At 72.2% G+C, this 12,791-nt stretch carries 11 protein-coding genes; 7 read left to right on the top strand and 4 right to left on the bottom strand.

What is annotated here, in order from left to right; translation table 11 throughout:
- Nucleotides 1-72: 72 nt before the first annotated feature.
- Nucleotides 73-1,347, bottom strand: a complete 1,275-nt coding sequence (locus tag ACWGIS_RS00745) for a M6 family metalloprotease domain-containing protein (protein WP_453360239.1) — start codon at nucleotides 1,345-1,347, stop codon at nucleotides 73-75.
- A gap of 491 nt (nucleotides 1,348-1,838) precedes the next feature.
- Here ACWGIS_RS00745 and ACWGIS_RS00750 point away from each other — a divergent pair, with 491 nt between their 5' ends.
- Nucleotides 1,839-2,483 (top strand): TetR/AcrR family transcriptional regulator, encoded by a 645-nt coding sequence (locus ACWGIS_RS00750; protein WP_453360240.1) that lies wholly within the window; start codon nucleotides 1,839-1,841, stop codon nucleotides 2,481-2,483.
- 170 nt (nucleotides 2,484-2,653) lie between these two features.
- Nucleotides 2,654-4,201, top strand: a complete 1,548-nt coding sequence (locus ACWGIS_RS00755) for an MFS transporter (protein WP_453360241.1) — start codon at nucleotides 2,654-2,656, stop codon at nucleotides 4,199-4,201.
- Nucleotides 4,202-4,381: 180 nt separating this feature from the next.
- Here the strand turns inward: ACWGIS_RS00755 and ACWGIS_RS00760 are convergent, their stop codons facing one another.
- A complete protein-coding gene (locus ACWGIS_RS00760) occupies nucleotides 4,382-4,885 on the bottom strand; it encodes a MarR family winged helix-turn-helix transcriptional regulator (protein WP_453360242.1) in 504 nt (167 codons plus the stop codon).
- A 100-nt stretch (nucleotides 4,886-4,985) separates the two neighbouring features.
- Here ACWGIS_RS00760 and ACWGIS_RS00765 point away from each other — a divergent pair, with 100 nt between their 5' ends.
- On the top strand, nucleotides 4,986-5,783 hold the full coding sequence (locus ACWGIS_RS00765) for a dioxygenase family protein (RefSeq protein ID WP_453360243.1): 798 nt from the start codon (nucleotides 4,986-4,988) through the stop codon (nucleotides 5,781-5,783).
- 150 nt (nucleotides 5,784-5,933) lie between these two features.
- Here the strand turns inward: ACWGIS_RS00765 and ACWGIS_RS00770 are convergent, their stop codons facing one another.
- Nucleotides 5,934-6,452 carry an N-acetyltransferase family protein gene (locus ACWGIS_RS00770; RefSeq protein WP_453360244.1) on the bottom strand — a complete coding sequence of 173 codons (519 nt, stop codon included), beginning with the start codon at nucleotides 6,450-6,452 and terminating at the stop codon, nucleotides 5,934-5,936.
- A gap of 169 nt (nucleotides 6,453-6,621) precedes the next feature.
- Here ACWGIS_RS00770 and ACWGIS_RS00775 point away from each other — a divergent pair, with 169 nt between their 5' ends.
- Nucleotides 6,622-7,620, top strand: a complete 999-nt coding sequence (locus ACWGIS_RS00775; RefSeq protein WP_453360245.1) for a sigma-70 family RNA polymerase sigma factor — start codon at nucleotides 6,622-6,624, stop codon at nucleotides 7,618-7,620.
- Nucleotides 7,621-8,171: 551 nt separating this feature from the next.
- On the top strand, nucleotides 8,172-8,993 hold the full coding sequence (locus ACWGIS_RS00780; RefSeq protein ID WP_453360246.1) for a TetR/AcrR family transcriptional regulator: 822 nt from the start codon (nucleotides 8,172-8,174) through the stop codon (nucleotides 8,991-8,993).
- A gap of 14 nt (nucleotides 8,994-9,007) precedes the next feature.
- Here the strand turns inward: ACWGIS_RS00780 and ACWGIS_RS00785 are convergent, their stop codons facing one another.
- Nucleotides 9,008-10,027: a helix-turn-helix transcriptional regulator gene (locus ACWGIS_RS00785; RefSeq protein ID WP_453360247.1), complete on the bottom strand. Its 1,020-nt coding sequence runs from the start codon at nucleotides 10,025-10,027 to the stop codon at nucleotides 9,008-9,010.
- A gap of 87 nt (nucleotides 10,028-10,114) precedes the next feature.
- On the opposite strand from ACWGIS_RS00785, the gene ACWGIS_RS00790 reads away from it, so the two are divergent.
- Together ACWGIS_RS00790 and ACWGIS_RS00795 are read left to right on the top strand one after the other, a co-directional pair.
- A complete protein-coding gene (locus ACWGIS_RS00790) occupies nucleotides 10,115-11,671 on the top strand; it encodes an MFS transporter (protein WP_453360248.1) in 1,557 nt (518 codons plus the stop codon).
- 349 nt (nucleotides 11,672-12,020) lie between these two features.
- Complete coding sequence (locus ACWGIS_RS00795; RefSeq protein ID WP_453360249.1) at nucleotides 12,021-12,782, top strand: DeoR/GlpR family DNA-binding transcription regulator; 762 nt, start codon at nucleotides 12,021-12,023, stop codon at nucleotides 12,780-12,782.
- Nucleotides 12,783-12,791 lie beyond the last annotated feature (9 nt).

The following is a 12,791-nucleotide window of genomic DNA, read 5'->3' on the forward strand; positions in this document are numbered from 1 at the left end:
CCGGCACCCGCGGCGCCGTCGGAGCCGCGTACGGCCGCCGCCGGTCGCCGTCCCCACGGCCGCCGTCCCCCCTCATCGCCGCGTCACGTACACCCGGTGGTCTCCCGCCACGTCCGCCCCCGCGACCGTGATCCGGACGCCCGTCTTCGGGTCCTGGAAGGACTCGCCGGGGGTGAAGGGGGCGTCGGAGAGTTCGGCGTGGACGTTGGGGCTGCGGGTGCAGCCGCCGCTGTCGCGCTGGGAGTCGAAGACGTTGACGGGGCCGTTGCCGGTGTCCACGTCGGCGTCGACCTTGTAGATGAGGATGCCGGGGCGGCAGACGGTCTCGTCGTTGCCCGCGCGGGTACGCAGCTCCAGCGCGTACCCGGTCTTCGCGCTCAGTGGGACGACGACCAGCTTGGTGCCGCCGGCCCTGGCGAGCGGGGTGAGGGTGTACTCGCTGGTGCCGGGCGTCGCGGCGCAGCGGACCTGGGACTCTTCGAGCCAGCCCAGCTTCCACTTGTGCCAGCCGAGGAGGTCGTTGTCGGCGCCCCAGTCCTCGCTCATGATGTCCCAGTGGCCGACCGCGCCGCCGCCGTCCTGGGTGTAGAGGTCGGGCAGGCCGAAGGTGTGGCCGTTCTCGTGGGGCAGGACGCGGTAGCCGGTGTCGCCGTAGGAGCCGGAGCCGTCGTCCTGGCGGCTGTAGACGAAGGACGCGTTGGCGACGGGGACGCCGTCGGCGACGGGGGCCTCGGTGTTGCCCGCGAAGGTCACCGACAGGACGGTGTCCAGGGCGGAGGGGCCCGCGTTCGGGGTGACCAGGACGTTCAGGATGTCGTACGCGCGGAAGTCCACCTTGGGGTCGGCGACGGCGACGATGTCCTGGACCAGGTCGCGGTAGCCCGGGTCGAAGGGGGCGCCGCGTTCTATGCCGTAGTCCTTGAAGGATCTCGGCATCCGCAGCCAGTCCCGGACGGGCGCCTCGGGGCGGTAGTCCAGGCGGCCGTACGAGCTGGTGCGGAACCACTCCCGGGTCTTGGGGAAGAACTCCGCCAGCCGGTCGAGCGCGCTGCCCTGGCCGGGCGCGTCGGAGAAGTCGACCATGAGGTTGAGGGCGCGGACGGTGCCGGTGGAGCGGGCGTAGCCGGCCGGGGTGGGGATGCCCTCCGACATCTGGACGCCCGCGGCGCCGGTGATCATGCAGGGGCCGAGCGCCGTGGAGCGGGCCAGCGCGATGGAGCCCGACGCGGTCGAGCCCGCCGTGAGGTGCCCGGTGCCGGCGGAGGTGCTGACCGCGAGCGTCAGGGCGGTCACCGAGGCGAAGGCGGCCACACGGCGCGGGCGTATCCGGCGGCGGGTCGGCTGCATGCATGGGCCCCTTCGCTCCCCGGCAGCCGCCGGTCTCCGGCTGCACCCTTCGGCCAGCCTCGGTCGCGGGGTGCGGGGCCGCTCGTTGGAGGAGCCCGAACGTGGGTTTCCGACCCGTAGGTGGTGTGACGCAGGTCACAGGAGGTCGGGGAAATAACCGGGGATCGTTTCCCCGTTTAGCTGTGTGTCCAAGCGAAACGGGGAGGTCTTCCCCGGATCGCCCCGGGCACCCGGAGGGGCGTCGGATCACCGCCGCGCCGGGTACCCGGACCGCGACGGAACCCGCCGCGAAGGACACGCGAGACCCGGAAGCCCTTCCGGAGCCGGCACCCCGGCCCGGAGTCGTCCGGAGAGCACCACCCCGGCAGCCGCCGGGACAGCATCACCCGGTTCACACCCGGCAGCCGCCGGGACAGCACCACCCGGAGTCATCCGGGCGAGCAGCACCTCCGGAGTCCATCCGGAGCACCGACCTACTGGAGGAGTACGCCGTGGAGACCGCCACCCCCACGCAGCGCCGAGCGACCCGGCCGCGTGCCGATGCCCTGCGCAACCGGGAGCGGATCGTCGGCGCCGCCCGGGAGATGTTCGTCGAGTTCGGCCCGGAAGTGCCGTTCGACGAGATCGCCCGCAGGGCCGGCGTCGGCAACGCCACGGTGTACCGCAACTTTCCCGACCGCGACGCACTGGTGCGCGAGGTCGTCTGCTCGGTCATGGACCGCACCTCGGAACAGATCGAGACCGCACTCGCCGGGGACGGTGACGCGTTCGAGGCACTGAGCCGCTTCGTGCACGCCGCCGCCGACGAGCGCATCGGCGCCCTGTGCCCCATGCTCTCCAAGGGCTTCGACCAGGAACACCCGGACCTGGTCGCCGCCAGGGACCGCTTCACGGAACTGGTCGAGCAGCTCATGGAGCGCGCTCGCAAGGCCGGAAAGCTGCGTCCCGACGTCGAGTTCGGCGACATGATGATCGCCCTGACCCAGCTCACCCGGCCGTTGCCCGGCACCGCGTGCCAGGGCATCGACCGGTTCGTGCACCGCCATCTGCAGCTGTTCCTGGACGGTATGCGGGCGCCGGCCCGCTCCGAACTGCCCGGGGTGGCCGCGACCGTGGAGGATCTGCGACGCGCCTGACCGATGAGTCCGGCGCCCGGCGCCGGTCACTCCTCACACCACTCTTCCGGCCGTCACCGTCGACGAGCCGACTCTCCTGACGACACCCCGGGCCGTCACCGGCGACGCCCCGACCTCTTCTTAGCCGACCCATTCCTTTTTCGCTGCGAAGTACCGAAGTGGGTACCCCCATGTCTGAAACAGTCCCGGCCACCGCCAAGGCGGATCTGGCCGACGCCCATTCCAACCGCTGGAAGGCGCTCAGCTTCATCGCGCTGGCCCAGCTGATGGTCGTCCTCGACGCCACCATCGTGAACATCGCGCTGCCCTCCGCCCAGCAGGACCTGGGGATCTCGGACGGCAACCGGCAGTGGGTCATCACGGCCTACGCCCTGGCCTTCGGCGGTCTGCTGCTGTTCGGCGGGCGCATCGCCGACCTGTGGGGCCGCAAGCGCACCTTCGTCGCCGGCCTGATCGGTTTCGCCGGCGCGTCCGCCCTCGGCGGCGCCGCCACGAACGAGGCGATGATGCTCGGCGCCCGTGCCCTCCAGGGCGCGTTCGGCGCACTGCTCGCGCCCGCCGCGCTCTCCCTGCTCGCCGTGATGTTCACGGAGCCCAAGGAGCGCGCCAAGGCGTTCGGCATCTACGGCGCCATCGCCGGTGGCGGCGGCGCCGTGGGCTTCATCCTCGGCGGTGTCCTGACCGAGTACCTCGACTGGCGCTGGACGTTCTTCGTGAACATCCCGTTCGCGATCATCGCCGCCGCGGGCGCGTACTACGTCATCCGTGAGCCGGCCGGCGGCCGCAACCGCTCGCCGCTCGACATCCCCGGCGTCATCCTGTCCATCCTCGGTCTGGTCACGCTGGTCTACGCCTTCACCCGCGCCGAGTCCGAGGGCTGGGGCGACTCCGTGACCGTCGGCCTGTTCGTGGCCGCGGCCGTGCTGCTCGCCGCGTTCGTCTTCACCGAGTCCCGGGTCAAGGCCCCGCTGCTGCCGCTGCGCGTCATCACCGAGCGCAACCGCGGAGGCGTCTACCTCTCGCTGGGTCTCGCGATCATCGCGATGTTCGGCCTGTTCCTCTTCCTGACCTACTACCTGCAGATCGTGAAGGGCTACTCGCCGGTCAAGACCGGCTTCGCCTTCCTGCCGATGATCGGCGGCATGATGGTGGGCTCGACGCAGATCGGCACCCGGCTGATGACCCGGGTCCCGCCGCGCTTCCTGATGGCTCCGGGCTTCCTGGTCGCCGCGCTCGGCATGCTGGTCCTGACCCAGCTGGAGATCGGGTCCAACTACTCCAGCACGATCCTGCCTGGAATGATCCTGCTCGGCCTCGGCATGGGTACGGCGTTCATGCCCGCCATGTCGCTGTCCACGCACGGCGTCGAGCCGCGTGACGCCGGTGTCGCCTCCGCGATGGTCAACACCTCGCAGCAGGTGGGCGGTGCGATCGGTACGGCCCTGCTGAACACGATCGCCGCGTCGGCGACGACCTCCTACATCAAGGACCACATCGCGGGCGCCGGTTCGAAGTCCCAGCAGCAGCTGGTGCAGCTCCAGGGCCAGGTGCACGGCTACACCAACGCGATCTGGTTCGCCGTCGGCATCCTCGTGGTCGCCGCGACCATCGCCGCGACCTTCATCAACACCGGCCGCCCGGACATCACGGCCGTGTCCGGCGACGGTGCGGGCGAGGGCGTCGAGGACGAGTTCAAGGTCCCGGTCATCGCCCACTGACACCCCGTACGGCCGGGTGCCGCCACACCCGGCCGGCGGTCATGCCCCGTGTACGGGCGCGGGGTGGGGACGCCTCGCCCGTACGCGTCCTGGGGTCCGCCCCGGTTCCGAGCTCAGCGGAACCGGGGCGGACCCGCGTCCGGACACCCAGGCGTCGCGGGGCGGGAGGGACTTCGCGGCCTAGCGCAGCCAGGGCAGGTCCGCGCCCGCGTCCTGCGGCTGGAGTCCCTCGGCGACGATCCGCATGATGTCGCCGAGGGACTTCTGCTGCTCCGGGGTCAGCCGGTCGAAGAGGGCCTGGCGGACGGCGTTCACATGGCCGGGCGCGGTCCGGGCCAGCACCTCGCGCCCCTCGTCCGTCAGCACCGCGAACTGCCCCCGCTTGTCGGAGGGGCAGTCCTCGCGCCGCACCCAGCCGCTCTTCTCCAGCCGGGCGACCGCGTGCGAGAGCCGGGACCGGGTGATCTTCGCGTTCATCGCCAGCTCGGTCATCCGCAGCCGCCGGCGCGGCGCCTCGGCGAGCTGCACGAGCAGGCCGTAGTAGATGTGCGGCATGCCCGCGTCACGCTGGAGCTGACGGTCGAGGTGGTCCTCGAGCAGGGTCGTGGCGTGCATGTACGCGCGCCAGATGCGCTGTTCCTCGTCACTGAGCCAGCGCGGCTCTTCCGCGGGTGCCGTGTTCATGCCTCCACTCTACGAGGCTCCTTCTTGAAGCTTAAACAAGTGCGGAGTAGTCTCGAATGCAGAGCTTTAAAGTTCAAGCATCAGCCAGGGAGCCGCCGCCATGTCCGCCACCACCGATGAGCGCCCCACGCCCGAGCGCATGCCCGCGCTCTACCTGAGCCACGGCGCCCCGCCGCTCGCCGACGACCCCGTCTGGCCCGGCCAGCTCGCCGCCTGGTCCGCCGACCTGCCGCGCCCCAAGGCGATCCTGATGGTCTCCGCCCACTGGGAGGAGGCCCCGCTCGCCCTCGGCGCGGTGGAGACGGTGCCGCTGGTGTACGACTTCTGGGGCTTCCCGGAGCACTACTACCGCGTCCGGTACGACGCCCCCGGCGCGCCCGAGCTGGCCGAGTCGGTGCGCAAGCTGCTGCGCGCCCCCGGTACGCCGGTCCAGGACATCCCGGACCGCGGCCTCGACCACGGGGCCTACGTGCCGCTGGTGGAGATGTTCCCGGACGCCGACATCCCGGTCCTCCAGATCTCCATGCCGACGCTCGACCCCGTCCGGCTCATGGAGATCGGCCGCAGGCTGGCGCCGCTGCGCGACGAGGGCGTGCTGATCGTGGGCTCGGGCTTCTTCACCCACAACCTGCGGGCACTCAGCCAGGAGGGCCGGGTCTCCTCGGTCATGGCCGAGTTCGACGACTGGGGCCGGCGGGCCCTGGACGCCCAGGACCTGGACGCCCTGCTCGACTTCGAGAACAAGGCCCCGGCGGGCCGGCTGGCCCACCCCCGCACCGAGCACTTCGCGCCCCTGTTCGTCACCCTGGGCGCGGCGCACGAGGAGCTGGCCTCGCAGCGCACGGTGATCGACGGCTTCTGGCTGGGACTCGCCAAGCGCTCACTCCAGATCGGCTGACCCCCGCGCCGGCCGCCCGGTCACGGGCCTCCGGCTCGGCTGTACGGGCCGACCGGGCGGTCGTGGCTCCCGGCGGACCCGGCCCCCTGCGGCGGCCGCGCGGTCAAGGCTCCCCGGCGGACCCGGCCCACCCCTGCGCCGCCCGCCGCGTCACAGCTCCTTCTCGTACCAGGCCACGTCCCAGTAGCCCCCGAACTTCCGGCCGACCTCGCGGTACGTGCCCACGTGCCGGAAGCCGAAGCGTTCGTGCAGTCGCGCGGACGCCTCGTTGGGCTGGGCGATACCGGCGTACGCCCGGTGTAGATCCTCGCCGGCGAGGGACTCGAACAGGGCGTTGTAGAGCAGAGTGCCGATTCCGCGGCCGCCGGCGCCGGGGGCGACGTAGACCGTCACCTCCACCGACGTGGCGTACGCGGGCTTGGGGCGGAAGGGACCGGAGGTGGCGTACCCCAGAATCCGCTGTGAGCCGGCCGCCTGGGCAACCATCAGGCGGTGCGGGCCGTCTTCCGGGTGGGAGAGCAGCCACGGGCGGCGCTCCTCCGGGGTGAAGGGAACCGTGTCGAACGTGATCGGTGTCGTCCGCACGTAGTGGTTGTAGAGGTCGGTGAGAGCACCGAGGTCAGCCTCGACTCCTGTTCTGACCTGCACCTCTGTGAGTTCCGTACTCATCCGCCCTCCCCATGTGGCCGGACAGGGTACTGCATGATCACAAAAAGAAGGGGTCGGCTTGGGAATTCTGTCCGGATTCCAGTCGTTGTTTCCATCGGATGCAGGGCACCCGGGAGGGTGAATCCAGTGTCCAGGACGACCGCCAGCCCACCACCGCAAGGGAGCACGCATGGCAACCCGTGCCGTCGCCCGTCGTAAGTCCGCCGCCGGCGAGACCGACGCGGCAAGCAGTGTTCGCGCCGCAGGCGGCGAGATCGCCGATCGCGACCTGGTCGGCATGTATCTCGACGAGATCGCGCGTACACCGCTGCTCGACGCCGCCAAGGAAGTCGAGCTGTCCCAGACCATCGAAGCCGGCGTGTTCGCGCAGCAGATCCTCGAGGGAGAGGTCGACGACGCCAAGGCGGACGCGACCCGTGAGGAGCTGGAGGCGCTCGTCGCCGCCGCCGAGCGGGCCAAGGACGTCTTCATCCGCTCGAACCTCCGGCTGGTCGTCGCCGTGGCCCGGCGCTACCCGCGCAGTGGCCTCCCCCTGCTCGACCTGATCCAGGAGGGCAACGCGGGCCTGGTCCGCGCCGTCGAGAAGTTCGACTACCGCAAGGGCTTCAAGTTCTCGACGTACGCCACCTGGTGGATCCGCCAGGCGATCACGCGCTCCATCGCGGACCAGTCCCGCACGATCCGCCTCCCCGTCCACCTGGTCGAGGAGCTGGGCCGCATCCGCCGTGTGCAGCGCGAGTTCAACCGCGAGCACGGCCGCGACCCGGAGCCCACCGAGATCGCCGCCGAGCTCGGCTCGAACCCGGAGCGGGTCATCGACGTCCTGGACTGGGCACGCGACCCGGTCTCGCTGAACATGGCGGTGGACGACGCGGGCGAGACCCAGTTCGGCGACCTGCTCGAGGACACCTCGGCGGTCTCGCCGGAGCAGTCCGTCCTCACCCTGCTGCGCAGCGAGGAACTGGACGACCTCATAGGCCGTCTCGACCAGCGCACGGCCTCCATCATCAAGATGCGCTACGGCATCGAGGACGGCCGGGAGCGCACGCTGACGGAGGTCGGCAAGGAGCACGGACTGACCCGTGAGCGGATCCGGCAGATCGAGAAGCACGCGCTCATGGAGCTGAAGAAGCTGGCTCGCGACACCGGTTTCGACGCCGCAGCGTGACGAAACGCGCCCATCCGGCGTACATGGCCAGGTAAGGCCGCTTCAAAAGGGCGGAGGCGGGGCACAAGACCTCAGGGCCCGGACATCGGGCCCGGGTCGTGCGGCCCGGGTCCCCGGGCACGAGCCGCGGCGCGGCTCGTCCACCACCCACAAGCCGAGTCCCGACGCACTCCCCCCCGGCGCCGGGACTCACCCGGGCCGAGCCCCGGCGCCTCCCCCCCCTGGCGCCGGGGCTCGGCTCTTTGTGCGCGCCCGCGAGCGGCGCCGGCCGGTGCACGCCCGCGACCTGCGCGGGGCCCGTCCGGACGGGCACGTCTCCGGGCCACCCCGAACCTGAACCCCGGGGTGACCCGGAATGGCAGATTGTGCCACAGCGGCATAACCTGCCTGCCGTGACCGGTACCTCTCGCCTCGGCGCTCTCCCCGTTCCCGCCGACGGCGGTCCCCGCGCAGCCGCCGGGCGCACCCGGCCGGCCCCCGGGCAGCGCGCCCCGCGTGTCCCTTCCGAGGCGGCGCCCTCGCTCACCGAGCGGCGGAAAGCGGCTACCCGGATGGACATCGCACGGGCGGCGGCCGGGCTGTTCGTCACGCACGGTCTTCGCGCCACCCGGGCCGAGGACATCGCCCGCGCCGCGGGGGTCGCGCCGCGCACGTTCTACCGGTACTTCGCGACCAAGGAGGAGGCCCTCGGCCCGCTCTTCGCCGCGGGCGCGCAGAAGTGGGCGGAGGCCGTCCGGGACGCCCCCGCGGAACTCGGCGTCCCCGAGGCCCTGCGCCACGCGGTCACCGGCACCCTGACTGCGGGCGTCGGGGTCAGGGCCGAGTCGCTGGAGTGGGTGCGCACCCTGCTCCGGCTGGCCGACGGCAGTCCCGCCCTGCGCCGGGTCTGGGGCGAGGCCTGCCAGACCGCGGAACGCACACTCGCGGAGGTACTGGCGGCACGCCTCGCACCGCCCAGGCCGGCCACGACCCCGGACGCCGGGGAGCCCACCGCCACCGGGCCGGCTCCCGCGCCGGGCGCCGCGTGGCCAACCACTCCGGACGCCGCGGAGTCCGCCGTCGGCGGGTCGGCTCCCATGCCGGGCGCCGAGGAGCCTGCCGCCACCGCGTCCCCGACGTCGCCCGGCTCCGCGAAGTCCGCCGCCAGCGGTGAGTCCGCCGTCGCCGGGGTCCCCGCGACCCCGGGCACCACCTCGGGAATGCCCGCCGATCTGCGGCTGGCCGCGGCCGTCGCCAGTGCCGCCGTGCGGGTGGCCGTCGAGGCGTGGGCCGCCGGTGAGGACCCGCCGGACGGTCCGACGGGACCCCCCGCGCTCGCCCTGCGCAACCTCGCGACCCTGGACGACTTCCCCTGGAGCGCCGTACGGATCTGAGGTCCCGGCCCTCGTCAGGCGGTCGTTCCGAGGCCCTCGTCAGGAGAGGTGCGGAGGCCCTCGTTCTGGGGGCCGCCCGCCGCCCGGGTCAGGCGGGTGCCCAGATCCCGCAGGTAGCCGATCAGTTCCGCCGGCTCCCGCACGGTGAACTCGCAGTCGACCATCGCCAGCCGCACCGCCAGCCACTCCACGGAGTCGCCCGCGGCGGCACGCAGTCGGCAGCTGCGGTCGTCGAGCGGTTCGGGCGCGCCCAGCCAGGCGGGCAGACGGGCCGCGACGAACTCGGCCGGCGCCGCGAAGGTGACGTCGAAGGCGTACGTCTCCTGCCGCCGGAACATGGACTGCCGCAGATACTCGGCCGCGCTGCCCGTCGGCAGTTCCCGGGGAGTGAACCGCGCCCCGGTGGCGAACGGTTCGGCGACCCGGTCGACGCGGAAGGTGCGCCAGTCCTCGCGGTCGAGGTCGTAGGCGACGAGGTACCAGCGGCGGCCGGTCGAGACGAGCCGGTACGGCTCGGTCAGGCGCCGCGAGGGCGTCCCGTCCCCGGAGCGGTAGGCGAACCTCAGCCGCTCGCGGCCCGCGACCGTCGAGGCCATCACGGTCAGCGTCTCCGGCGCGATACTGGCGCCGTCACCGCTGGTCAGCGGGGTGGTGGCCGCCTGGAGCGTGGACACGCGGTGCCGCAGCCGCGACGGCAGCACCTGCTCCAGCTTGGCGAGGGCGCGCACGGAGGCCTCGTCCAGGCCCTCGACGGCGTGCCCGGCACCGGCGCGCAGGCCGACCGCGATGGCGACGGCCTCCTCGTCGTCGAGCACGAGCGGCGGCATCGCCTTGCCCGCCACCAGCCGGTACCCGCCGTCGGCGCCCTTGGTCGCCTGCACCGGATAGCCGAGCTCGCGCAGCCGGTCGATGTCCCGGCGGACGGTACGGCGGGACACCCCGAGCCGGTCGGAGAGCTCGCCGCCGGGCCATTCGCGCGGGGTCTGCAGGAGCGAGAGGAGCTGGAGCAGGCGCGCCGGGGTGTCGGTCGTCATGGTGTCTCCTCGGTCCTGGCCGGTGGGTCTCCAGCCTGCCGCAGATCTAGGACACGATCTGACCTAATGCGGTCCTAGCGTGTCCGTATGACCTCCACCGAGACCCCTCCCAGCAGTACGGCCGCCGCGGCCGACCGGCGGCGCTGGTTCGCGCTCGCCATCGTGATGACCGCCGCCTTCATGGACCTGGTCGACGTCACGATCGTGAACATCGCGATCCCCTCCATACAGCGGGACGCGGGCGCGTCGTTCAGCCAGATCCAGTGGATCACCGCGGGCTACGCGCTGGCGTTCGCCGCGGGGCTGATCACCGGCGGGCGGCTCGGCGACATCCACGGCCGCAAGCGCCTCTTCCTGATCGGCATCGGCGGTTTCACGCTGGCGTCGGCGCTGTGCGGCTTCGCCGCCAACCCGGAGATGCTCGTCGCCTCGCGGATCCTGCAAGGGGCGATGGCCGCGCTGATGGTGCCGCAGGTGCTGTCGATCGTGCACGCGACCTTCCCGGCGCACGAGCGGGGCAAGGTGTTCGGGCTGTTCGGCGCGGTCGTGGGACTCGGCGCGGTGTCCGGTCCGCTGCTCGGCGCGCTGCTCACCGAGTGGAACCTGTTCGGGCTGGAGTGGCGGCCGATCTTCCTCATCAACCTGCCGGTCGGCGTGGCCGGGCTGATCCTGGGCCGCAGATTCATCACCGAGTCCAAGGCGCCGCGGGCGCTCAAGCTCGACCTGGTCGGCGTCGCGCTGGTGACGCTGGGCCTGCTGATGCTGCTCTACCCGCTGACCCGCGGCCGTGAGCTGGGCTGGCCGCTGTGGGGGTACGCCTCGATGGCGGGCGCGGGTGTCGTCTTCGCGGCGCTGGTGGCGTACGAGAGGCGCAAGGCGCGGCAGGACGGTTCGCCGCTGGTCGAGCTGTCGCTGTTCCGGGTGAAGAGCTTCGCCGCGGGTATCGCGGTGCAGACCGTCTTCGGGGTCGGCCTCGGCATCTTCTTCCTGGTGTGGACGCTGTACATGCAGGTCGGGCTGGGCTGGAGCGCGCTGCGGGCGGGTCTGACCGGGGTGCCGTTCTCCATCGCGGTGTCGGCCGCGGCCGGGATGTCGGTGCAGCTCCTGGTGCCGCGCTTCGGGCGCAAGGTGCTCCAGGCGGGCGCGCTGATCATGGCGCTCGGCGTGCTGCTCTACATCTGGGAGTCCGACCGCTACGGCGCCTCCATCGCCTCCTGGCAGATGGCGCTTCCGCTGGTGGTGATGGGTGCCGGGATGGGGTTCATCGTGGCGCCTCTGACGGACGCGGTGCTGTCGGAGGTCCCGCGCGAGCACTCCGGCTCGGCGTCGGGTCTGATCAACACCGTGCAGCAGATGGGCAACGCGCTCGGTCTGGGCCTGGTGTCCGTGGTGTTCTTCGGCACGATGAGCGACCGGCTGGCTCCCGCCGAGACCGGGCCGGCCTTCGTGAACGGCTTCCAGCACGCGCTGGGCTGGGTCGCCGCGGTGATGGGGGTCATCTTCCTGCTGATGTTCGCGCTGCCGAAGCGGCCCGCGCAGCATGTGGAGGGCGCGGACGAGGAGACCGGAGCGTCCGACAAGCCCGGGACGCAGAAGAAGCCCCGGACGCCCGGGACGAAGAAGGAGTCCGTGCTCGTCCCGTGAGCGACGGCTGAACGGATGAGGGCCCGGCACCGATGGTGCCGGGCCTTCCGCCTTGCCCCGCGCGGCTCCGCCCCCCGTCACCAGGTTCTCCCGGATCTCCTCGCGCGGCCCTCCGCGCACGCCAGGACCGTGCAAGCGGGCGCGACCACCCCGCCCGAATCGACGGCTCTCCCCGCCCACCCCCGGGCCGTGCACCCGCGCCCACTCCGCGGCCTGAAGCCAGCCACCCCACCCCCCGATCGAGTCCGTTCATGCCCGAATGAAGCCCGAACCTGTTTACTTTCCCGGAATCCAGTCGTAGCCTCCAAGAAGAACAACAGGTTCGGGCATCAGGCGGAGGCGAACGGACATGTACGCACCGGAGCGGCAGCAGGAGATCCTCCGGCTGGCGCGTGACGGCGGCCGGGTCGACGTCCTGTCGCTGGCAGACGAGTTCCAGGTCACCGCGGAGACCATCCGCCGGGACCTGAAGGCGCTCGACCGCGCGGGACTCCTGCGCCGGGTGCACGGCGGCGCGATCCCGGCGGGCCGGCTCGACTTCGAGCCCGACCTCGCCGAACGCGAGTCCACCGCGGCCGACGAGAAGGACCGCGTCGCCCGCGCCGCCCTGGCGGAACTGCCGGGCGAGGGCACGATGATCCTGGACGCGGGCAGCACGGTCGCCCGGCTCGCGGGCAGCCTGCCGCTGGAGTCGACGCTCACCGCCGTCACCCACAGCCTGCCGATCGCGGCCCGGCTCGCGGACCACCCCGGCATCCAGCTCCACCTCGTCGGAGGCCGCGTCCGGCACCGTACGCGTGCCGCCGTCGACGCCTGGGCGCTGCGGGCCTACGGCGAGATCCGCGCGGACGTCGTCTTCATCGCGGCCAACGGCTTCTCCGTCGAGCACGGGCTCACCACCCCCGACCTGGCCGAGGCGGCCGTGAAACGCGCCGCCGTCCGCGCCGCCCGCCGCGTGGTGCTGCTCGCCGACTCCTCCAAGCACGGCCAGGAGCACTTCGCCCGCTTCGGCGACCTCGCCGACGTGGACCTCCTGATCACCGACAGCGGGCTGGGCCCGGAGGACGTCGTCGCCATCGAACGCGGCGGCACGGAAGTGCAGTGTGTCTAGAAACGAGTC

The sequence above is a fragment of the Streptomyces sp. NPDC054842 genome (assembly GCF_053611025.1).

What these genes read in the sequence shown, in the direction of transcription:
- ACWGIS_RS00745 (WP_453360239.1), bottom strand. Translation starts at nt 1,347, where the DNA reads ATGCAGCCGACCCGCCGCCGGATACGCCCGCGCCGTGTGGCCGCCTTC.
- ACWGIS_RS00755 (WP_453360241.1), top strand. Translation starts at nt 2,654, where the DNA reads ATGTCTGAAACAGTCCCGGCCACCGCCAAGGCGGATCTGGCCGACGCC.
- ACWGIS_RS00760 (WP_453360242.1), bottom strand. Translation starts at nt 4,885, where the DNA reads ATGAACACGGCACCCGCGGAAGAGCCGCGCTGGCTCAGTGACGAGGAA.
- ACWGIS_RS00765 (WP_453360243.1), top strand. Translation starts at nt 4,986, where the DNA reads ATGTCCGCCACCACCGATGAGCGCCCCACGCCCGAGCGCATGCCCGCG.
- ACWGIS_RS00770 (WP_453360244.1), bottom strand. Translation starts at nt 6,452, where the DNA reads ATGAGTACGGAACTCACAGAGGTGCAGGTCAGAACAGGAGTCGAGGCT.
- ACWGIS_RS00775 (WP_453360245.1), top strand. Translation starts at nt 6,622, where the DNA reads ATGGCAACCCGTGCCGTCGCCCGTCGTAAGTCCGCCGCCGGCGAGACC.
- ACWGIS_RS00780 (WP_453360246.1), top strand. Translation starts at nt 8,172, where the DNA reads ATGGACATCGCACGGGCGGCGGCCGGGCTGTTCGTCACGCACGGTCTT.
- ACWGIS_RS00785 (WP_453360247.1), bottom strand. Translation starts at nt 10,027, where the DNA reads ATGACGACCGACACCCCGGCGCGCCTGCTCCAGCTCCTCTCGCTCCTG.
- ACWGIS_RS00790 (WP_453360248.1), top strand. Translation starts at nt 10,115, where the DNA reads ATGACCTCCACCGAGACCCCTCCCAGCAGTACGGCCGCCGCGGCCGAC.
- ACWGIS_RS00795 (WP_453360249.1), top strand. Translation starts at nt 12,021, where the DNA reads ATGTACGCACCGGAGCGGCAGCAGGAGATCCTCCGGCTGGCGCGTGAC.